Source organism: Kitasatospora sp. NPDC054795 (assembly GCF_053611565.1).
On sequence record NZ_JBSHAP010000079.1, the window covers coordinates 21755 to 41485 of the forward strand.

The 19731-nt window shown below is 73.3% G+C and carries 19 protein-coding genes; 12 read left to right on the forward strand and 7 right to left on the reverse strand.

Going from position 1 to position 19731, the window contains the following annotated elements:
• Nucleotides 1-220: 220 nt before the first annotated feature.
• The 3 genes from ACWGJO_RS26130 to ACWGJO_RS26140 are packed head-to-tail and all read left to right on the forward strand — an operon-like array spanning nucleotide 221 to nucleotide 3860.
• Nucleotides 221-538, forward strand: coding sequence for an SHOCT domain-containing protein (locus ACWGJO_RS26130; protein ID WP_452187343.1), 318 nt, complete (start codon nucleotides 221-223; stop codon nucleotides 536-538).
• Nucleotides 535-1290 (forward strand): ABC transporter ATP-binding protein, encoded by a 756-nt coding sequence (locus tag ACWGJO_RS26135; protein WP_452187345.1) that lies wholly within the window; start codon nucleotides 535-537, stop codon nucleotides 1288-1290. The genes ACWGJO_RS26130 and ACWGJO_RS26135 overlap by 4 nt, the downstream gene beginning before the upstream one ends.
• Nucleotides 1287-3860: an ABC transporter permease gene (locus ACWGJO_RS26140; RefSeq protein ID WP_452187347.1), complete on the forward strand. Its 2574-nt coding sequence runs from the start codon at nucleotides 1287-1289 to the stop codon at nucleotides 3858-3860. The genes ACWGJO_RS26135 and ACWGJO_RS26140 overlap by 4 nt, the downstream gene beginning before the upstream one ends.
• A gap of 87 nt (nucleotides 3861-3947) precedes the next feature.
• On the opposite strand, the gene ACWGJO_RS26145 is transcribed toward ACWGJO_RS26140, so the two are convergent.
• The 3 genes from ACWGJO_RS26145 to ACWGJO_RS26155 form a co-directional block, all read right to left on the reverse strand.
• Entirely contained in the window at nucleotides 3948-4763 is an 816-nt protein-coding gene (locus ACWGJO_RS26145; RefSeq protein ID WP_452187349.1) for a metallophosphoesterase family protein, read from the reverse strand.
• A 311-nt stretch (nucleotides 4764-5074) separates the two neighbouring features.
• Nucleotides 5075-5458: a hypothetical protein gene (locus ACWGJO_RS26150; RefSeq protein WP_452187351.1), complete on the reverse strand. Its 384-nt coding sequence runs from the start codon at nucleotides 5456-5458 to the stop codon at nucleotides 5075-5077.
• Nucleotides 5459-5515: 57 nt separating this feature from the next.
• The gene (locus tag ACWGJO_RS26155; RefSeq protein WP_224277104.1) at nucleotides 5516-5671 is read right to left on the reverse strand and encodes a hypothetical protein; all 156 of its coding nucleotides are present in this window, start codon (nucleotides 5669-5671) and stop codon (nucleotides 5516-5518) included.
• 120 nt (nucleotides 5672-5791) lie between these two features.
• Here ACWGJO_RS26155 and ACWGJO_RS26160 point away from each other — a divergent pair, with 120 nt between their 5' ends.
• From ACWGJO_RS26160 to ACWGJO_RS26185, 6 genes are all read left to right on the forward strand, one after another.
• On the forward strand, nucleotides 5792-6421 hold the full coding sequence (locus tag ACWGJO_RS26160) for a TetR family transcriptional regulator (protein WP_452187353.1): 630 nt from the start codon (nucleotides 5792-5794) through the stop codon (nucleotides 6419-6421).
• A 406-nt stretch (nucleotides 6422-6827) separates the two neighbouring features.
• Complete coding sequence (locus tag ACWGJO_RS26165) at nucleotides 6828-7682, forward strand: S1 family peptidase (RefSeq protein WP_452187355.1); 855 nt, start codon at nucleotides 6828-6830, stop codon at nucleotides 7680-7682.
• A 224-nt stretch (nucleotides 7683-7906) separates the two neighbouring features.
• Entirely contained in the window at nucleotides 7907-9427 is a 1521-nt protein-coding gene (locus ACWGJO_RS26170; protein WP_452187356.1) for a S28 family serine protease, read from the forward strand.
• Between the two features lie 176 nt (nucleotides 9428-9603).
• Nucleotides 9604-10335, forward strand: a complete 732-nt coding sequence (locus ACWGJO_RS26175; protein ID WP_452187358.1) for a TetR/AcrR family transcriptional regulator — start codon at nucleotides 9604-9606, stop codon at nucleotides 10333-10335.
• Entirely contained in the window at nucleotides 10319-11953 is a 1635-nt protein-coding gene (locus tag ACWGJO_RS26180) for an acyl-CoA dehydrogenase family protein (protein ID WP_452187360.1), read from the forward strand. The genes ACWGJO_RS26175 and ACWGJO_RS26180 overlap by 17 nt, the downstream gene beginning before the upstream one ends.
• Before the next feature lie 101 nt (nucleotides 11954-12054).
• Nucleotides 12055-12894, forward strand: a complete 840-nt coding sequence (locus ACWGJO_RS26185) for an amidohydrolase family protein (protein ID WP_452187375.1) — start codon at nucleotides 12055-12057, stop codon at nucleotides 12892-12894.
• On the opposite strand, the gene ACWGJO_RS26190 is transcribed toward ACWGJO_RS26185, so the two are convergent.
• Nucleotides 12895-13698: an inositol monophosphatase family protein gene (locus ACWGJO_RS26190; protein WP_452187362.1), complete on the reverse strand. Its 804-nt coding sequence runs from the start codon at nucleotides 13696-13698 to the stop codon at nucleotides 12895-12897.
• Nucleotides 13699-13919: 221 nt separating this feature from the next.
• Between ACWGJO_RS26190 and ACWGJO_RS26195 the strand changes: the two genes are divergently transcribed.
• The gene (locus tag ACWGJO_RS26195) at nucleotides 13920-14912 is read left to right on the forward strand and encodes an Lrp/AsnC family transcriptional regulator (protein WP_452187364.1); all 993 of its coding nucleotides are present in this window, start codon (nucleotides 13920-13922) and stop codon (nucleotides 14910-14912) included.
• A 170-nt stretch (nucleotides 14913-15082) separates the two neighbouring features.
• Nucleotides 15083-15517: a hypothetical protein gene (locus ACWGJO_RS26200; protein ID WP_452187366.1), complete on the forward strand. Its 435-nt coding sequence runs from the start codon at nucleotides 15083-15085 to the stop codon at nucleotides 15515-15517.
• On the opposite strand, the gene ACWGJO_RS26205 is transcribed toward ACWGJO_RS26200, so the two are convergent.
• The 3 genes from ACWGJO_RS26205 to ACWGJO_RS26215 all read right to left on the reverse strand — a co-directional run bounded on the left by ACWGJO_RS26205 (nucleotide 15514) and on the right by ACWGJO_RS26215 (nucleotide 17934).
• Nucleotides 15514-16401, reverse strand: a complete 888-nt coding sequence (locus ACWGJO_RS26205) for a helix-turn-helix domain-containing protein (protein ID WP_452187368.1) — start codon at nucleotides 16399-16401, stop codon at nucleotides 15514-15516. The two genes, ACWGJO_RS26200 and ACWGJO_RS26205, sit on opposite strands and share 4 nt — an antisense overlap.
• Nucleotides 16402-16582: 181 nt before the next feature.
• Entirely contained in the window at nucleotides 16583-17065 is a 483-nt protein-coding gene (locus tag ACWGJO_RS26210; RefSeq protein ID WP_452187371.1) for a hypothetical protein, read from the reverse strand.
• Nucleotides 17066-17226: 161 nt separating this feature from the next.
• Nucleotides 17227-17934, reverse strand: a complete 708-nt coding sequence (locus ACWGJO_RS26215) for a 4'-phosphopantetheinyl transferase family protein (RefSeq protein ID WP_387689576.1) — start codon at nucleotides 17932-17934, stop codon at nucleotides 17227-17229.
• A gap of 299 nt (nucleotides 17935-18233) precedes the next feature.
• On the opposite strand from ACWGJO_RS26215, the gene ACWGJO_RS26220 reads away from it, so the two are divergent.
• Entirely contained in the window at nucleotides 18234-19658 is a 1425-nt protein-coding gene (locus ACWGJO_RS26220) for a choice-of-anchor A family protein (RefSeq protein WP_452187373.1), read from the forward strand.
• Nucleotides 19659-19731: the final 73 nt, after the last annotated feature.

The following is a 19731-nucleotide window of genomic DNA, read 5'->3' on the forward strand; positions in this document are numbered from 1 at the left end:
GTCCATGGGCGGTTGCGGTCCACGGGGCGGGTGCGCCGGAGGCGTCGCCGTCGCGCGCCTGCTTCCGGCCCCGCGTGTCGCGGGCGGTTCCTACTCTCCCGGGAGTATCCCAACTGCCGCTGCTGGTAGGACGCGTGATGAGACCTCGTTGCGGGACGCTCCAGTCACCTCGGGAACCACCCGAGGTCCTGGAGGCCCACCACCGAGGAGTTGAACCACCATGTACACCCAGCTGGCCGACTGGCACGGCCCCGGCCCATGGATCCTGCTGATCCCATTGATCTGGATCGCCGTGGTGGTCCTGGTGATCGCGGTGCTGCGCCGCACGGTCTGGCGGCGGCACGGCTGCGGATTCGGGTACGGCTACGGGGTTGGAACCGGAGCCGGGGCGGGAGCCGGAGCCGCGGCGGAGCATCCGCTGGCCGTCCTGGGCCGGCGCTACGCGGAGGGGGACATCGACGCCGAGGAGTACCGCGCCAAGCGGGCCGTGCTCAGCGAGTCGCCGCGGGACGACTCCAAGGGAGGTGGCGCCAGGTGACCACCCTGGACGTCGTACGGGGCACCGCCGCCCGGGTCGCCGACGCCGTGAAGGTCTACGGAGTCGGCGGCACCGAGGTCCGCGCGCTGGACCACGTGACGGTGGAGTTCCCGACCGGGCGGTTCACCGCGATCATGGGCCCGTCCGGCTCGGGCAAGTCCACCCTGATGCACTGCGTGGCCGGGCTGGACAGGCTCACCGCCGGCAGCGCCTGGATCGGCGACACCGAGCTCGGCCCGCTCAACGACCGGCGGCTCACGCTGCTGCGCCGGGAGCGGATCGGCTTCGTGTTCCAGGCCTTCAACCTGGTGCCCACGCTCACCGTCCTGGAGAACATCACCCTCCCGCTCGACCTGGCCGGGGCCGCCCCCGACCAGGCCTGGCTGGAGACGCTGGTCGACGTGGTTGGACTCGGCGACCGGCTGCGGCACCGTCCGAGCGAGCTCTCCGGCGGCCAGCAGCAGCGGGTCGCGGTGGCCCGGGCGCTGGCCGGGCGGCCCCGGGTGGTCTTCGCCGACGAGCCGACGGGCAACCTCGACTCCCGCAGCGGCGGCGAGGTGCTCGGCCTGTTGCGCCGGGCGGTGGACGAGATGGGCCGGGCCGTGGTCATGGTCACCCACGACCCGACGGCCGCCGGCTGGGCCGACGAGGCGCTCTTCCTCGCCGACGGACGGCTGGTGGACCGGATGCGGCAGCCCACCTCCGCCCTGGTGCTGGACCGGATGAAGGCCTTCGAACGGGGGCGGTCGTGAACGCCGTTCCCCTCCGGCTCAGCCTGCGCTCGCTGCGCGCCCACAAACGGCGGCTGGCCGGCACCCTCCTGTCCATCGTGCTCGGGGTGAGCTTCCTGACCGGCACGATGGTGCTCGGCGACACCCTGCGGGCCAACTTCGACACCCTCTTCGCCGACGCCAACGCCGGCACCGACGTCGTGGTCCGCAGCGCCGACGTGCTGGACTCGGCGGGCACGGTCGGCGGGGTGCGGGCGCCGGTGGCGGTGACGCTCGCCGACCGGCTGCGCACCGTGCCGGGGGTGGCGGCCGCGGAGCCGTCCGTCCAGGGCGCGGGCCAGCTCATCGGGAGCAACGGCAAGCCGATCGGCGGTCAGGGCCCGCCCACCCTGGCGGGCAACTGGCTGGTCGACGGCCGGCTCAATCCGTACCGGCTGGCCGAGGGCCGGGCGCCGGCCGCCCCGGGCGAGGTGGTGGTGAACCGGGGCGCGGCGAAGTCGGGCGGGCTGCGCGTCGGCTCGACCACCGTGCTGCGCACCCCCGATCCGGTGCCGGTCACCGTCGTCGGCATCGCCACCTTCGGGGCGGACGCGGACGGCATGGGGCCGAGCACCTTCACCGCGATGACCTTCGCGGACGCCGAGCGGTACCTCACGCCCAAGGGCGAGGGCCAGGCCGGTTCGATCCAGGTCCGCGCCGCGGGCGGGGTCTCCCAGCGGGAGCTGGTCGACCGGATCACCCCGCACCTGCCCGCAGGCGTCCAGGCGATCACCGGCGCGGCGGCCACCCAGGAGTCCACCCAACTGGTGTCCGGGCGGTTCCTGACCATGTTCACCACGCTGCTGCTGGTCTTCGCCGGGATCGCGCTGCTGGTGGCGACGTTCACCATCCACAACACCTTCGCCATCGTGGTCGCCCAGCGGACCAGGGAGAACGCGCTGCTGCGGGCACTCGGGGCGGTGCGCGGCCAGGTGCTCGGGGCGACCCTGGCGGAGGCGCTGGCGGTCGGCCTGCTGGCCTCGCTGGGCGGGCTGCTGGGCGGGATCGGGGTGGCTGCCGGGCTCAAGGCGCTCTTCTCCGCACTCGGCTTCGCCCTGCCGACCGGCGGCATGGTGATCGGCACGGCCGCCGTCCTGCTGCCGCTGCTGGTCGGCACGCTGGTCGCGGTGGGCTCCGCGCTGCTGCCGGCCGTCCGGGCCGGGCGGACGGCTCCGCTCGCGGCCCTGCGGGAGACCGGGGTCGACCGGGCGGCGCAGGGGCGCTCGGGCGTCGTCCGGGTGGTGTTCGGCGGCCTGTTGCTGACCGGGGGAGTGCCGGTGGCCGTCCTCGGAGCGACGGACGGCCCGTCCGTGGCGCTGACGGCCGTCGGGGCCCTGGCGGTACTGGCCGGCACGGTGGTGCTCGGCCCGGTCGCCGCGGCCCTCGCGGTGCGGACGCTGGGCGCGCCGCTGCCCAGGCTGCGCGGGGTCTCCGGGGTGCTCGCCCGGCGCAACGCGGCCCGCAACCCGCGCCGGACGGCGGCCACCGCGAGCGCCCTGATGATCGGGGTCGCGGTGGTCACGCTGTTCACCGTCTTCGGCGCCTCGATCAAGGCCACCCTGGACTCCACGGTGAGCAGGTCCTTCGCGGGCGATCTCGCCGTCACCACCGCCTCGTTCGGGGCCGGCGGCAGCGGGATCAGCCCCAAGGCGGCGGACGTCCTGGCCGCCCTGCCCGAGGTGCGGCAGACGGTCGGGCTCGGCCGCGGCGTGGCCCGGATCGACGGGCACGGCCGGACGCTGGACGTGACCGACCCGGCCCGGCTGTCCGGGATCGTGGACCTCGGCCGGGTCGACGGCTCGCTGACCGCGCTCGGCACGGACGGGCTGGCGGTCTCCCGCAGCGAGGCGCAGCAGCGCGGCTGGCGGCTCGGCCAGTCCGTCACCGTGGGCTTCACCGACGGTGCGAGCGGTCCGTTCACGATCCGTGCCCTGTACGAGGGCGGCAGCCTGGCCGGGGACTACCTGATGACCCGGCAGGCCTGGGCCCCGCACCGGGGACAGGACGCGGACACCATGGTCGCGGTCGGACTGCGCGACGGCGTGCCGGCCGCCGCGGGCAAGGCGGCGGTGGAACGGGCGCTGGTCCCGTACGGCAGCCCGCAGGTGCAGGACCGTGCCGAGTACGCCAAGAGCGCGGCCTCCGGAGTCGACACGATGCTCTCGGTGGTCTACGCGCTGCTGGCGCTGGCGGTGCTGATCGCGCTGCTGGGCATCACCAACACCCTGACGCTGGCGGTGCACGAGCGGACCAGGGAGCTGGGGCTGCTGCGGGCGGTCGGTCAGAGCAGCGCCCAGCTGCGCGGCATGGTGCGCTGGGAGTCGGTGCTGGTGGCGGCCTTCGGGACGGTCGGCGGTCTGGGGCTCGGAGCCTTCCTCGGCTGGGCCCTGGTGCGGGCCTCGGACAGCGCCGGGACGGGATCGTTCGCGATACCGCCCCTCCAGCTGGCCGTGGTCCTGGTGGCCGGGCTGCTGGCGGGCGCGGTCGCCGGACTCCGCCCGGCGGGCCGGGCGGCGCGGCTGGACATCCTGCGGGCGATCGCGACGGAGTAGGAGAGGCGGTGGAACGGGAGGCGGTGGAACGGGAGACGGCAGAGCAGGAGCGGTGGAGAAGGAGGTGGGAGCGGCTGAACCGGATGCTCAGTCCGCCGTCTGCGGGAAGACCTCCCGCAGCAGGGGGTTAGGCAGTCCGCGCTTGCGCCACTCGCGCGGGTAGCCGAGCGAGACCTCCGTGAACGGGACGCCGTCGTAGGTGGTCCGGCGCGGGATGTGGAGGTGGCCGTAGATCATCGCCGCGGTGTTGTACCGGGTGTGCCAGTCGGCGGTCAGCTCGGTCCCGCACCACTGGGCGAACTCGGGGTACCAGAGGACATCGGTGGGCTGGCGGACCAGCGGGTAGTGGTTGACGAAGACCAGCGGGACGTCCGGGTCGCAGGCGGCCAGCCGCTTCTCGGTCAGCCGGACGCGCTCGCGGCACCAGGAGTCGCGGTCCGGGAACGGGTCCGGGTAGAGCATCCGCTCGTCCGCGCAGACGACGCCGGTCTCGTAGGCGGCCGCCAGGGAGGCCTCCTTGGTGGTCGTGCCCGGCGCACGGAAGGTGTAGTCGTAGAGGAGGAAGAGCGGGACGATGCGGACCGGACCGCCGGGGCCCTCCCAGACCGGGTACGGGTCCTCGGGGGTCACCACACCGAGCCGGCGGCAGCGTTCCACCAGGTGCTCGTAGCGGGCCACCCCGCGCAGCTGGACCGGGTCCTCGGGGTGGGTCCACAGCTCGTGGTTGCCGGGTACCCACACCACGCGGGCGAAGCGCTCGGCGAGCAGGCCGAGGGCCCATTCGATGCTGGTGGTGAGCTCGGCGACGTCACCGGCGACGAGCAGCCAGTCGCCGGGGTGGGAGGGCTGGAGCTTCTCCACCAGGTCGCGGTTCTCCTGGTAGGAGATGTGCAGATCGCTCACGGCGAGCAGCCGTCCACCCGTTGGGGTGGGTCGTTCCGGCTGCGTGTCGCTGCGGTTCTCCGTAGTCACTCCTGCCCCCTGAGGTCGTCCGGCCGATGGGGCCCACCCTACGGGGCGGGCCGGGGGAACGGGGCGGGTTGACGGGATCAGTCGTTCGAACAGTCGCTCCGGCAGCCGGGATCCGCCGAGTGAGCCGCCACGAGAACCACCGGCGCACCGCTGGGCGCATCAAGGGCGAAGGGTGGATCGGGAACGGAGAGCAGCGAGGGGCGAGTACAGGACCCAAGAGTGGAAGGGGAGTTGGGGCGGGTTCAGGAGCCGATGTCGATGAGCACCCCGTGGGAGGTGACGAGGGTGACGGCGAGGATCGCCAGTGAGGCGATGCCGAGGGCCAGGCCCAGGAGGGCGCGGCCGCGCCGGCTGGTGCCGCGGACCAACGCCAGGGTGGCCAGGGTGATGGCGATCGGCCCGAGGACGATGTTGAACAGCAGCAGGCCTGGCAGGCCGAGGAGGAAGGAGGCGATGGCGAGGCCGTCTGCCTCGGCGGTTCCCTGGCGGTCGGGTTCCTGACGGTCGGTTCCCTGGCAGTCGAGTCCCTGACGGTCGGTCGCCTGGCCGCGGCTCGCCGGGCGGCTGACGATCCGCCGGACGGCGGCCGGAAGCGAGGCGGCCGGGTGGTCGGTGACGGTGCTCATGGTGGTGCGGGTCCTCTCTGTGGAGTGGCCGCGGGTGCGGTCCGCGGAGCGGCAGGGTCAGCGGTGCCGGAGGCGGGCGATGCCCTCGCGGGCGCCGAAGGCGAGCAGCCAGGCGGTGATGCCGGCGGAGGCGGCGAGGAAGACCGGGAGCGAGGTGTGGGCGGCGGTGCCGATCAGGACACCCATGGCGACCAGGGCGGAGAACAGGATCACGGCTGGCTCCTTCGGCTGCGGCTGGGACTGCGCCGATTTCGGTTGACAAGTGTTCACTGACTTCGGCTCCACTGTACGCTCGGCTGGCCAAGTTCAGCAAACGATTGTTTACTGAATGGCGTGAGTCACACCGTTGGGGCCAGGCAGGCCCAGAAGCAGCAGAGTCGGCGGGCCTTGCTGGACGCCGGACTGCACCTGTTGGCCGATCAGAACCTGGCGAGCCTGGGCGTTCGCGAGGTCACCCGCGAGGCGGGGCTCTCCCCGGCCGCCTTCTACCGGCACTTCCCGGACCTCGCGACCCTCGGGGTGGCACTGGTCGAGGAGTCGTTGGCCAGCCTGCACATCATGATCCGTGCGGTGCTCGCCGAGGCCGGTGGTGCCGAGGAGCTGATCGACCGTGCGGTGGACGTGATCGAACGGCACGTCCGCGAGCACCGGGGACACGTCCGCTTCCTGGCGCGCGAGCGGCACGGCGGGGTCCGGCAGGTGCGGGAGGCGATCGACGCCGAACTCGGCCGCTTCGCCGCCGAGGTGGGAGCCGCCCTGGCGCTGCAACCGGAGTCACGGGGGTGGAGCGAGCGGGACCTGCGGATGCTCGCCGAGCTGTATGTCGACCACATGGTCTCCACGGCCGCCGCCTTCCTGGAGGCGCTGGAGACGGACCCGGCGCGGGAGCGGCGGATCGCCGCCACCGCGCGCTTCCAGCTGCGCCTGATCAGCCTCGGCCGGGAGCACTGGCAGGCGGGTTGACCGTACGGGCGCGGCAGTTGACCGGCCGGCGGGGGCGAGTGGCCGGCGCGCGGCCGGCCCGCGGTGGGGTTGTGAATCCGGTGGCGTCCCGGTCCGGCCGGCCCGGGATCCGGTTCGCGCGGCCCGTGAACCGGCTGTGGATCCGGCCGCGATTCGGCCTGTGTCCCGGATCGCTTGCCGGTCCGGATCCCGGTCCGCATTCCTGTCCGCATTCCTGTCCGTACTTCGGTCCGTACTTCGGTCCGCACTCCCGGTCCGCGTGCCGAGTCGCGTGCTGAGCGGCGGCGGTAACCGGCCAATGCGCCTTGGGAGGTTCTTGGTGTTGCTTTGACTCTTGACAGTGGGTCATGTCCGCGCCAGCTTTGGTGGACCCCCACCCGTGGACCCCCACACCGAGAGGTCTCTCATGAAGAAGCCGCTCATAGGCACGGTTGCCACACTCATGGTCGCCGGGGCCACCGCCTTCGTCGGAGCCGTTCCGGCTCAGGCCGCAGCCACGGCCGCCAAGCCCGCCGCGAAGCCTGTCGCCGCCGTCACCTTCGCCGGGACGGTCGCGCTCAGCAACTGCTCCGGCTCGCTGGTGCGGATGCCCGGTTCGGCCGCGAGCGACCCGGCCCTCGTGCTCTCCAATGGCCACTGCCTGGAGACCGGTATGCCCGGTCCGGGCCAGGTCGTCCTCAACCGGTCCTCCAGCCGGAGCTTCACCCTGCTCAACGCGAGCGGCGGCAGCGCGGCCACACTGCGTGCGACCAAGATCGTCTATGGCGCGATGACCGACACCGACGTGTCGATCTACCAGCTGAACACCACCTACGCGTCGATCCAGTCCCGGTACGGGATAGCCCCGTTGACCCTCGCCGCCACCCACCCGGTCCAGGGCACCTCGATCCGGGTCGTCTCCGGCTACTGGAAGAAGATCTACTCCTGCTCGGTCGACGGCTTCGCCTACCGACTGAAGGAAGCCGACTGGACCTTCAAGGACTCGGTCCGCTACACCTCCACCTGCAACGTGATCGGCGGCACCTCCGGCTCGCCGGTGGTCGACGCCTCGACCGGCCAGGTGGTCGCCGTCAACAACACGATCAACGAGAGCGGCGAGACCTGCACCCTGGACAACCCCTGTGAGGTCGACCAGAACGGTGCCGTGACGGTTCGTCCCGGGATCGGCTACGCCCAGGAGACCTACGGGATCCCGGCCTGCTTCGCCGCCGGCAACCGCTTCGACCTCACCCTCCCCGGTTGCACCCTGCCCCGCCCGTAGGCAGCCAGGGCAACCCCGCTGACCAGCACGTTTTTCCCGATGGGCCATCCGCGAACGGCGGGTGGCCCATTCGGCCGTCCATCGGTCGGCCACCGCACCACCCGCACTATCCGCACAACCTGCACGGCCAGCACAACCTGCACGACCAGCACAACCTGCACGACCCGCGCCGCACGGCCGTACCGGCAGGCGGAATTCATGTCAGTTGAACAGATGGAGAGTTGATGACCACCACCGTGAGAAGGCTGCTGGTGTCGGCCCTGCTGATACCGCTGCTCGCGTTCGGCGGCCTGGCGAGCCCGGCGTCCGCCGCCGACGGCCAGGGCGCGCAGGGTGCCCAGGGGGCGCAGGACGGCCAGGGCAACGGGTCCCGCCACGGCCGGAGCCCCGCCGACGACCCGACCGCCGACATCAAGGACCGTCTGGCGGCGATCCCCGGGGTGACCATCACCGAGGAGAAGCCGACCACCACCGGTCACCGCTACTTCATCGCCACGTACACCCAGCCGATCGACCACAACCGCCCCTGGCTGGGCACCTTCCAGCAGCGCTTCAGCCTGCTGCACCGCGGCTACGACCGCCCGACCGTCTTCTACACCAACGGCTACACCCTGGGCACCAACCCGTCCCGCACCGAGCCGACCCGGCTGGTGGACGGCAACCAGGTGTCCATCGAGTACCGGTTCTTCACCCCCTCCCGCCCGAACCCGGCGGACTGGTCCAAGGCCGGCATCCGCCAGGGCGCCGCGGACTCGCACCGGCTGGTGACCGCGCTCAAGCGGATCTACCAGGAGGAGTGGCTGTCCACCGGTGCCAGCAAGGGCGGCATGTCCTCCACCTTCTACCGCCGCTTCTACCCGGACGACGTGGCCGGCACGATCGCCTACGTCGCGCCGAACAACACGAACGTCAACGACTACGCGGCGTACAGCGAGTTCTTCCGGACCGTCGGCACCCCCGAGTGCCGGGCCAGGCTGAACGCCGCCCAGCGTGAGCTGCTGGTGCGCCGCGACCGTCTGGAGGCCCGCTTCGTCGCGGACAACACGGCGGCCGGGTCCACCTTCAACACCCTCGGCACCCCGGACCGTGCCTACGAGGCCGGCGTGCTGGACGTGGTCTGGGCGTTCTGGCAGTACAGCCTGGAGGCCGACTGCGCCAAGGTCCCGGTGGCCGCCACCGCGACCGACGACGAGCTGTACGCCTGGTTCGACTCGCAGTCCGGCATCACCGGCAACAGCGACCAGTCGCTGGCGAAGTACACCGCGTACTACTACCAGGCCGCGACCGAGCTGGGTGCGCCGTTCTTCGACGTCTCGCACCTCAAGGGCGTGCTGCACTACGACTACAAGGAGCTCTACTCGGTCCGCAGCTACGTGCCGAAGGAGATCCCGACCGTCTTCAACCCGAACGCGATGCCCGACATCGACCGCTGGGTGAAGCGCGAGGGTGAGCGGATCATGTACGTCTACGGCGGCAACGACCCCTGGGGCGCCAAGCCGTTCCGTCTCGGCCGGGGCAGCGAGGACAGCTACGTCTACACCGTCCCCGGTGGCAACCACGGCTCGAAGATCGGGCAGCTGCCGGCCGCGCAGTCGGCGGAGGCCACCGCCAAGGTGCTGGAGTGGGCGGGCCTGGGTGACCCCAACGCCGCCCGTTCGCTCGCCAAGTCGCCGCAGGCGGGCGCGGAGTTCGGCCCGCTCGACGTCGAGGGCCAGCGGCTGGAGCAGGAGCGTCGCCCGCTGTAGCGCTCGCGCGCGGTAGGCCGCGCCACGAAGCACGAGGAGGAGGCCGCCCCCGCTTACCAGGGGGGCGGCCTCCTCACGTCGTTCCGGAAGCGCCGGGTCGCGGGGCCGGAAACGGGGCCGGGAACGGCCTGGCCGGCCCCCTCCCCGAAGCAGTGAATCAGTGCTTCAATGCTTCCATGGCCTACCGACGCACCCCCGCCGTACAAGCCCGCCTGGACGCCCAGCGGGAAGCGGTGCTCCAGTCGGCGGTCGGCCTGCTCGCCGAGCGCGGCTACGGCGGTTGCACGATGGCCGCCGTGGCGGACAGCGCCGGGATCGCCACCGGCAGCCTGTACCAGCACTTCTCCGGCAAGGCCGAGCTGTCGGTGCAGCTCTTCCGCCGGGTGGTCACGCACGAGATCGACGCGGTCAACGCCGCCGTCGCCCTCCGGGACACCCCGCGGCGGCGGATCGCCGCCGTGGTCGAGACCTTCGCAGCCCGTGCCCTGCGCGCGCCCCGGCTGGCGTACGCGCTGCTGGTCGAGCCGGCCGACGCGGTCGTGGACGAGGAGCGCCTGGTCTTCCGGCGGGCGTTCCGGGACGTGATCGCCACCGAGATCGCCGCCGCCGTGGCGAGCGGCGAACTGCCCGAGCAGGATCCGGTGCTGACCGCCGCCGCCCTGGTCGGCGCGGTCGGCGAGGCCCTGGCCGGACCGCTCGCGGCCGCACCGGTCGCCGTCGCCGGGCCCGAGCGCGGCGACGGCACCACAAGCAGCACCACCACCACCACCACCACAAGCACCACCACCACCACCACAAGCAGCAGCACCGCCAGCGGCGCCACCAGGAGCGACAGCACCGCGGTGGTCCCCGCCCTGGTCTCCTTCACCCTGCGTGCCCTGGGAGGACGCGATGACAGCGACGCATGAGGTCACCAACCAGGTGCCCCTGCCGTACGGCCACGACACCGCCGCCGACCCCACCCTGCTCGACGCCCTCCGGCGGGCCGACGCCGGCTGGGCCGAGCCCGAGCTGCGTGAGCTGGGCCGGCTGGCCGGTTCCGAGCAGGCCGCCGAGTGGGGCCGGCTGGCCAACGAGAACCCGCCGGTGCTGCGCACCCACGACCGCTTCGGCCACCGCATCGACGAGGTCGAGTTCCACCCGTCCTGGCACGAGCTGATGCGCACCGCCGTCTCGTACGGCCTGCACGCCGCGCCCTGGCGCGACGAGCGCCCCGGGGCCCACTCCGCGCGTGCCGCCAGGTTCTTCGTCTGGGGCCAGGTCGAGGCCGGCCACACCTGCCCGGTCTCGATGACCTACGCCGCCGTCCCGGCGCTGCGCGCCAACCCGGCGCTGGCCGCCGAGCTGGAGCCGCTGCTGGCCGCGCGGGAGTACGACTTCGGGCTGCGCGAGCCGCGCACCAAGCGCGGGCTGATCGCCGGCATGTCGATGACGGAGAAGCAGGGCGGCTCGGACGTCCGCACCAACACCACCGCCGCCGTCCCGCACACCGACGGCACCTACCGGCTCACCGGCCACAAGTGGTTCACCTCGGCGCCGATGTCCGACCTCTTCCTGACCCTCGCCCAAGCCCCGGGCGGCCTCAGCTGCTTCGTGCTGCCGCGCGTCCTGCCGGACGGCAGCCGCAACCGCCTCCAGCTGATGCGGCTCAAGGACAAGCTCGGCAACAAGTCCAACGCCTCGGCCGAGCTGGAGTACGACGGCGCCGTCGGCCTGCTGGTCGGCGAGGAGGGCCGGGGCGTCCCGACCATCATCGAGATGGTCAATATGACCCGGCTGGACTGCACCATCGGTGCCGCCTCCGGCATGCGCTACGGCGCTACCCGGGCGGTCCACCACGCCCTGCACCGGCGGGCGTTCGGCAAGGCGCTGGTCGACCAGCCGCTGATGCGCAACGTGCTCGCCGACCTGGTGGTGGAGTCCGAGGCGGCCACGATCACGGCCATGCGGCTCGCCCGGGCCACCGACCTGACCCTCGCCGGGGACGGGAACGAGGCGCTGGTCCGGCGGCTGGGCCTGGCGGTGGCCAAGTACTGGGTGTGCAAGCGCGGTCCGGCGCACTCCGCCGAGGCGCTGGAGTGCCTGGGCGGCAACGGCTACGTCGAGGAGTCCGGGATGCCCCGGCTCTACCGGGAGGCGCCGCTGGTGTCGATCTGGGAGGGCTCCGGCAACGTCGCCGCCCTGGACGCGCTGCGTGCCATGGCCAGGCGTCCCGAGAGCGTCGAGGCGTTCCTGGGTGAACTCGACGCCGCCGCGGGCGCGGACCGCCGGCTGGACGCGGCCGTCGCCGCGCTGCGCAAGGAGCTGACCGACCTGGGCGACCTGGAGTACCGCACCCGCCGGCTGGTCGAGTCGATGGCGCTGGCCTTCCAGGGCTCGCTGCTGGTCCGGTTCGGCAGCCCGGCGGTGGCCGACGCGTTCTGCGCGAGCCGGCTGGGCGGCGACCACGGCGCGGCCTTCGGCACCCTGCCGGCCGGGGTCGACACCGCGGCGATCATCGACCGCGCCCGCCCGGTGATCGTGTGAGCGGTCAGGACCGGGCGAGCGACCAGGGCCAGGAGAACGACCAGGACCGGGCGAGCGACCAGGAAGCGGACGGCGTACGGCGGTTCTGGCGGGAGCTCGGCCTGCCCGGGCTGATCGACGTGCACACCCACTTCATGCCGAAGAACGTCCTCGACAAGGTGTGGGCGTACTTCGACGCGGCCGGCCCGCTGGTGAACCGGCCCTGGCCGATTACCTACCGCGAGGCCGAGGAACAGCGGGTCCGCCGGCTGCGGGACTTCGGCGTCCGGGCGTTCACGTCCATGCTCTACCCGCACAAGCCCGGCATGGCCGGCTGGCTGAACGCCTGGGCCGCCGAATTCGCCGCCCGCACCCCGGAGTGCCTGCACACCGCGACCTTCTTCCCCGAGCCCGGGGCGCCCGGCTACGTGGCCCGGGCGATCGAGGACGGTGCCCGGGTGTTCAAGGCGCACCTCCAGGTCGGCGGCTACGATCCGGCGGATCCGCTGCTGGACGAGGTCTGGGGGCTGCTCGCCGAGACCGGTACCCCGGTGGTCACCCACTGCGGGTCCGGGCCGGTGCCGGGCAGGTTCACCGGCCCCGGCCCGATCGGCGCGGTGCTGGAGCGGCACCCGGCTCTGGTCCTGGTGGTCGCCCACCTCGGGATGCCCGAGTACCGCGGCTTCCTCGACCTGGCCGAGCGCCATCCGGCCGTCCGGCTGGACACCACCATCGCGTTCACCGACTTCGCCGAGGCCGACGTCCCGTTCCCGCGCGGGGAGCTGCCGCGCCTGCGCGGGCTCCGGGAGCGCGTCCTGCTCGGCAGCGACTTCCCCAACATCCCGTACCGGTACGTGCACCAGCTGGAGGCGCTGGCCGGGCTGGGGCTGGGGGAGGAGTGGCTGCGGGCGGTCTGCCACGACAACGCGGCCGCCCTCTTCGGCATCAAGTCCGAGGACTGATCACCGCACCGTCCGCAGCAGTTGCAGCGCTCGGGCGTGCAGCCCGGGCGCGGCGGCGAGGAAGCCGTCGGAGCCGGTCGTCCAGGCCGACCCGGCGGCGTCCGTCACCGCGGCGCCCGCCTCGCGCGCGATCAGCGCGCCGGGCAGCAGGTTGCCCGCGTCGAGGCCGTACTCCCAGAACAGCGCCAGGTGGCCGGAGCCGACCTGGGCCACCTGGAGCGCGGTCGGGCCGAGGTTGCGCACCGCCAGGACGGCACCCGCCATCGCGGACAGCGACTCGCCCGCCCGGCGCAGCGCGACCGGGTCGGCGGCCACCCGGGGCGGCTGGCTGGTGGCGGCGACGGTGACGGCCAACTCCCGTTCCAGGGGCGCGATCGGCCGCCCGTCCAGCTCGGCGCCGCCGCCGAGCACCGCCCGGTAGGTGCGGCCGTCCTGTTCCGGGGCGTGCACCACGGCCAGCACCGCCGCGCCGTCCCGCACCAGCGTGGCGGTCACCGCCCAGTGCGGCTGCCCGAGCAGGTACTGCACCGCGCCGTCGGTCGCGTCGCACAGCCACCACTCGCCCTCGGCGGGCACCGACCCGTCCAGCTCCTCGGGCACCCAGCCGGCCTGCGGGTGCAGCGCCGTCAGCCGCTCCCGCAGTACGGCGGCGGCCGGGCCGTCCAGTTCGGCGAAGCGGGCCGCCGCCTCCTCGGCGGTCCGGGCGGTGACCGGGTCGGCGGACCGGCGTGCCGCCAGCCCCGCACCGACCTCCCGCACCGCGGCCTCCACACCCTCCGCCAGCGTCCACAGCTCGTTCGTCACGGTGACTCCCTCCTCCTCGATTCCTCACCCCGGGCCGACGTGCCCCACCGGAGCCCCCGGGCCGACGCGTCCGACCGGAGCTCCCCGACCGGAGCTCCCGGACCGGGGCTTCCGGCCGGGGCCCGGGGCCGGTGTGTGCTCCGGCCGCCCGGGACAAGGAGTACCGTCAGGGCTGCCGAACAGGACGCAGCAGCCGCCGAGAGTGACGGAGATCGGACACCATGGACCTCTCCACCGCCGATCCGGACAGCGTGCTGGACGTCCTCGACCGCCGCCTGGTGTGCGCCCTCCAGGTGGACGGGCGGGCCGAGCCCGGCCGGATCGCCGAGGTTCTGGGCGTGTCCGCGCGGACGGTCACCCGCCGGCTGGGCCGGCTGCGGCAGGCCGGGGTGCTGCGGGTGGTCCGGCTGCCGGACGTCGAGGACGCGACGGTGGGCGCGCTGCTGCTGCGGGTCCGGGTGCTGAGCGGCCGGGCGGACGCCATCGCGCGGGCCCTCGCCGACCGCCCCGACGTCCCGTTCGTCGACGTGATGCTCGGCGGCCACGAGGTCGGTGCCGTGATGCTCACCGACGCCGGTTCCCGCGACCGGCTGCTGTACGGGCAGCTGCCCGCGACCGGCGCCGTCACCGAGACCACCACCCACGCGGTGCTGCACGCCTTCGCCGACGCCGGGCAGTGGCGGGCCGGGTACCTGACCGAGGAGGAGGCCGAGGCGCTCGCCCGGCCCGCCGTCCCGCGCCCCGCCGCACCCCCGCCGCTGGACGGCCTCGACCGCGCGCTGCTGGAGCGGCTGGGCGAGGACGCCCGGCAGTCCCACGCCGTGCTGGCCGCGGCCGTCGGCGCGCCCGAGTCCACGGTGCGCCGCCGGCTGCACCGGCTCGACGGGGCGGGGCTGCTGCGCACCCATGCCACCGTGGACCCGCGGCTGCTCGGCATGGCTGTGGACGCCAACCTCTGGCTGGACGTGCCGCCCGGCCGGATCGCCGAGGTCGGGGCGGCGCTGGCCCGCCACCCGCAGGTACACGGGGTGTTCGCCACCAGCGGTCCGGCCAACCTGCTGGCCACGGTGTTCTGCCCGGACCACGGCGAGCTGTACCGCTTCCTCACCGACGCCCTCGGCCCGCTCGGCGTCGCCCGCGCCGAGACCACCATCACCGCCCGCGCGGTGAAGCGGGCGGGAGTGCTGCTCCGGCAGCCGCCCCGGAGGCCGTAGGGCGTGTCTGACAATTCCCGTCGGGTGCGCGGCGCGGAGGCGTCCGCCGGGGATCCGACGGCCGTTACCTGCGGGGTAATCGACGCCCGCCGCCGCACCGGGCAGGGTGGTGGCACCCGGTGCGGCCGCCACGGTCCCGGGCTCCCACCCCCGACAGGAGGCGATCCGCCGTGTCCGCCCACGTGAACACCCTCACCCCCGCCAGGCCCGGTTCCGTCTTCTCGCCCCGGACGGTGCGCGGCGCCCTGGCTCTGGACGCCCTGGTCACCGGCGGCAACGGCCTGGCCTACCTGGTCCTCTCCGGACCGCTCGGCGAACTGCTCGGCGCCGGCCGCACCACCCTGGTCGATGTCGGGCTGCTGCTCCTCGGCTACGCGCTCGCGGTCGGCGCGCTGGCCGCCCGCCGACGGCCGCCGGTGCTCGGGGTGCGGGCCGTGATCGACGTCAACCTCGCCTGGGTGGTGCTCAGCCTGGTCGCGATGGAGGTGTGGCTGGAGCCGACCACCGCCGGGTCCGTCTGGATCCCGGTGCAGGCCGCGGCGGTGGCCCTGTTCGCCGTCCTTCAGTTCACCGCCCTGCGGCGAGAGGCCCGGGAGCGGCCCTAGCGTTCGGGCCCGACGACGGCCTGCAGGAACCGTGCCGTCTCCGTGTCGGCGGGGAGGAAGGTCTCCATGGCCAGCTCGGAGACGGTGACGTCCACTGGCGTGTTGAAGGTCGCGATGGTGGAGAGGAAGGAGAGCACCCGTCCCTCGTACCGGATCCGCATCGGCAGCGCGAGCGGGAACCCGTCGACGGCCGGTCCGCCCGTGACCGGTCCGCCCGCGGCCGACCCGTTCCCGGCCGGTCCGTTCCCGTCCGGTCCGCCCGCCGGGTCCTCGGCGGGCGGTTCGGGGTAGCCGCGGACCTCCTCGTACAGTCGGCGCAGCGGCTCGGCGCGGACCAGCTCCAGCTGCCGTTCCATCCGCTCCAGCAGGTGCTGCCGCCACTGCCGCAGGTTGACGATGCGCGGAGCCAGCCCGTCGGGGTGCAGGGTGACGCGGATCGCGTTGAACGGCGGTTCCAGCAGGTGAGGGGCGACGCCGTCGATGAGCAGCCCGAGCGAGCGGTTGGCCGCCAGCACCCGGAAGGACCCGTCGACCACGACCGCCGGGTACGGGTCGTGGGCGGCCAGCAGCCGTTCCAGCCCGCCGCGCAGCGCGGCCATCGACGGGTCGTCCAGCGGTGTCTCGCGGTAGTGCGGGGCGTAGCCGGCCGCCAGCAGCAGGGTGTTGCGCTCGCGCACCGGGACGTCCAGCTGCTCGGCCAGTCGCAGCACCAGCTCCCGGCTCGGCCGGGAGCGGCCGTTCTCGACGAAGCTGAGGTGGCGGGCCGAGGAGTCCGCCCGCAGTGCCAGTTGCAGCTGGCTGAGCTGCCGTCGTTCCCGCCAGCCGCGCAGCAGCGGGCCGACGCCGGTTCCCGTCGGGCTGCCCATGCCCGCCATGATCGTCATGGCCCAGGACGGTACTCGAACGGGCCCGGTCGGCGGGAGGGGGCGCGGCGGTCGGGAGGGCATGGCGAGAGTAGCGGACCGGAGAACTCAGGAGAAGCCGGGAGAAGCCGGGAGAAGCCGGGAGAAGCCGGGAGGAACCGGGGGGAACCGGGAGAGCGGGAGGGGCCGGGAGAGCAGGGCCTCAGACGCCGGTGCTCGACCCCGGGCGGATGACCATGAGCACCACGACCACGGCCCACAGCAGGTTGAACACCCCGGCGGTCATCGGCAGCATCTTCAGGCCGCCGACGGCCTTGGTGTGCTGCTCGTCCGACGGGTCGAGTTCGAGCGCGTCCACCGCGGCCTGCTGGCCGGGCAGTACGAAGAGCAGCAGGGCGAGCGCGGCGATCGCGGTCAGCACCATCGAGACGATCACCCAGGACTGCCCGAGCACGTCCATCACCTGGGCCAGGCCGATGCCCAGCACCGGCACCGCGACCCCGAGCAGCGCGTAGACCTGGGTGATCCGGTGCAGCACGCGCAGCACGCCGGCGTCGGAGGTCCGGTCCGGGCCGCCGGCCAGCGCGGCCTTCGCCCGGCGCGGGAACATGCTGACGGCCACCGCGACCGGGCCTATGAACAGGACCGACACGAGGACGTGCAGGCTCAGCAGGAACTTGGCCATGGCGGGGCACCCTTTGGATCCGGTGGGCAGCTGGTGGGCGGGCACGCGCGTTCGGCGTGCCCACGACCAGGCACGCTAACACCGCTTATTTCCCGGCCCACCGCGCGGGTCGGCGCCGGGGAGCCCGCTCCGGCCCGGCGCCGAGCCCCCGGCCCGGCCGCTCAGCCCGCCGCCGTGAGCTCCACGATCCGGGGCGGGGCGGTGCTGACGGCGCCCACGGCGGCGGCGTGCTCTGGGTCGGTCCAGTCGAGCAGGTGCAGGTCCTCCCACCGGCTGCGCAGCGGCGGGCCCGGCGGGACGGACAGCGGCAGGGCGGAGAGGTCGACCCGGCCGAGTGTGTCCAGGGTGGCCCGTCCGATCTTGATCAGCGATTCCTTGCGCACCCAGAGCCGCAGGAAGGCCTGCTCCGGCTCCGGGTCGGCCTCGACCAGGGCGAGCTCGGCCGGGGCCAGCACCCGGCGGGCGACCGAACGCAGCGAGCCGCTCCGGGCGGACAGCTCGACGTCGACCCCGACCGGCTGGAACCCGGCGCCGGCGGCGACCACGCCCCGGGTGTGCGACAGGCTGACGTGCACCCCGGGGTGGTCCGGCAGGTAGGGCTTGCCGTGGTCGGCGAGCCCGCAGTCCGGGCACTGCTGGGCGAGGACGAGGCCGGCCACCGGTACGTCGAGAAGCCGGGCGGCGCAGAGCCGGACCAGCAGGTGCCCGGCGGTGAAGTCGATCCGACCGGACTCGTGCCGGAAGCGCGCGGCGCGTTCCCGCTCCATGGCGGTCAGCAGGTGCTCGCCCGCCTCGGGGTGCCGCAGTACGGCGTCGGCGGACGCGACGGAGACGAGCGGCGCGCTCTGTTCCTGGGCCTCGGTGGTCATGCCTCCCAACCTAGGCCCTTGCCGCCGGTCGGCGCCCGCCCTGGGGATCCCTGCTCCGTACGTGTGAGTTTCGGATCCGATCTGATGGTCTGTAGGCTGCGATAAGTCCGTTTTGGTATTGGATATCCCGGATCTATGGGATCGCCAGCAGATCGTATGAAACATGGCGGGTCATCCGGTCTCGCCCTTTCTCGTACACGGAGGAATTGTCGATGGATCAGGCCACCGGTTCGCCGGATCACAGAACGACCGCCGTGAGAACTCCGGCGACGCGCGGGCGCCGGGCCATCAGGATCGCGGTGGCGACCGCCGTCACCGCGCTGCCGCTGGCCGCGGTGCTGACGGTCGGTTCGGCCGCTCCGCTGGCCCCGCCGCTGGGCGCCTGCACGGGACCCGACTGCCCCGCCACCTGGCCGCCGCCCAACAACGGCGACTTCACCGGCCGCGACTCCACCATCAACGTCTTCACCGGTGGCAACTACACCGTGAACGGCCGGGCCGCGGAGGCCGAGGGCAAGATCGTCGCACTGGGGAACCTGACCGTCGACAAGAACGGCGGCGGCGTCTACAACATGGGCGTCGTCGGTGTCGGTTCGCGCGTGGTGCCGCCGAACGGCAGCGACTTCGTGACCGCCGGCGGCAATGTCGACGTGGTGACCGGCAACGCGATCCTGATCGGTGGCAGCGACTCGCACGGGCCGGCCTTCGGCAACCTGCGGCACGCGGGCTCCGTCACCGGCACCGTGAACATCGACCCCACCGGCGAGTCGATCCATGACCCGAACGCCGCCGCGCCGTACCAGACGGTGCTGACCCAGATCGAGGAGGTCTCCGACTGCGTCGGCCGGGCCACCGCGACCGGCACTGTCGACATCTCCTCCAGTCAGGCGACCTTCACCGGTGACGGGACCAGCATGAAGCAGGTCTTCAACGTCGCCCAGAACCTCGCCTCGCCGTCCGGCGGGCAGATCGGCCTGGTCTTCAACAACATCCCGGCCGGCGCCACCGTCGTGGTGAACATGCTCGGGGACAGCCCGATCATCAACACCTACACCGGCACCGGGCTGGCCGGCGACCAGACCACCGACATGCGCTCGAAGCTCATGTACAACTTCCCGACCGCGACCTCGGCACAGATCCTCGGCAGCGCACAGTTCCAGGGCTCGGTCATGGCCGGCAACCCCGGCGGCACCACGACCATCGCCCAGCCGGGCATGAACGGCCGGGTGTACCTCGCGGGCAACCTGATCCACACCGGTACCGGCGGCTACGAGATCCACAGTTACCCGTTCGACGGCGACCTGCCGGACTGCGTCGTGACACCCAGCCCGTCGCCGACCTCATCGACGCCTTCGCCCTCGCCGACCTCGCCGTCCCCGACCTCGCCGTCGCCGACGTCTCCGAGCCCGACGTCCCCGTCGCCGACCTCGCCGTCCCCCACGTCACCGTCACCGTCGCCGACGTCTCCGACCCCGACGTCCCCGTCGCCGACCTCGCCCACCTCGCCGTCGGCCAGTGCGACGACGTCGAGTGCCGGTCCGGCCCCGACCAGCCACCGTCCGACCGGGCAGCCGACCAGTCACCACCCTGGTGGCGGCGGTGAGTTGCCCTCCACCGGCGCGGGCAACGCCCCGGTGGTCTTCGGCGTTGCGGGCGTCGGCCTGCTCGGCCTCGGCGGACTGGCCGTGCTGGCCGCCCGCCGTCGTCGCGGCCGCCACGGCTGACGGTCCGTACCGCTGAGGAGCTGAGGAGCCGAACAGCCGAACAGTGGCGCAGGCCGCCCGGGTCGACTCGCCC

Bases quoted from the DNA above. Each gene is read 5' to 3' on its own strand.
- ACWGJO_RS26130 (WP_452187343.1), top strand. From the start codon at position 221: ATGTACACCCAGCTGGCCGACTGGCACGGCCCCGGCCCATGGATCCTG.
- ACWGJO_RS26150 (WP_452187351.1), bottom strand. From the start codon at position 5,458: ATGAGCACCGTCACCGACCACCCGGCCGCCTCGCTTCCGGCCGCCGTC.
- ACWGJO_RS26165 (WP_452187355.1), top strand. From the start codon at position 6,828: ATGAAGAAGCCGCTCATAGGCACGGTTGCCACACTCATGGTCGCCGGG.
- ACWGJO_RS26170 (WP_452187356.1), top strand. From the start codon at position 7,907: ATGACCACCACCGTGAGAAGGCTGCTGGTGTCGGCCCTGCTGATACCG.
- ACWGJO_RS26175 (WP_452187358.1), top strand. From the start codon at position 9,604: ATGGCCTACCGACGCACCCCCGCCGTACAAGCCCGCCTGGACGCCCAG.
- ACWGJO_RS26180 (WP_452187360.1), top strand. From the start codon at position 10,319: ATGACAGCGACGCATGAGGTCACCAACCAGGTGCCCCTGCCGTACGGC.
- ACWGJO_RS26195 (WP_452187364.1), top strand. From the start codon at position 13,920: ATGGACCTCTCCACCGCCGATCCGGACAGCGTGCTGGACGTCCTCGAC.
- ACWGJO_RS26205 (WP_452187368.1), bottom strand. From the start codon at position 16,401: ATGACGATCATGGCGGGCATGGGCAGCCCGACGGGAACCGGCGTCGGC.
- ACWGJO_RS26210 (WP_452187371.1), bottom strand. From the start codon at position 17,065: ATGGCCAAGTTCCTGCTGAGCCTGCACGTCCTCGTGTCGGTCCTGTTC.
- ACWGJO_RS26215 (WP_387689576.1), bottom strand. From the start codon at position 17,934: ATGACCACCGAGGCCCAGGAACAGAGCGCGCCGCTCGTCTCCGTCGCG.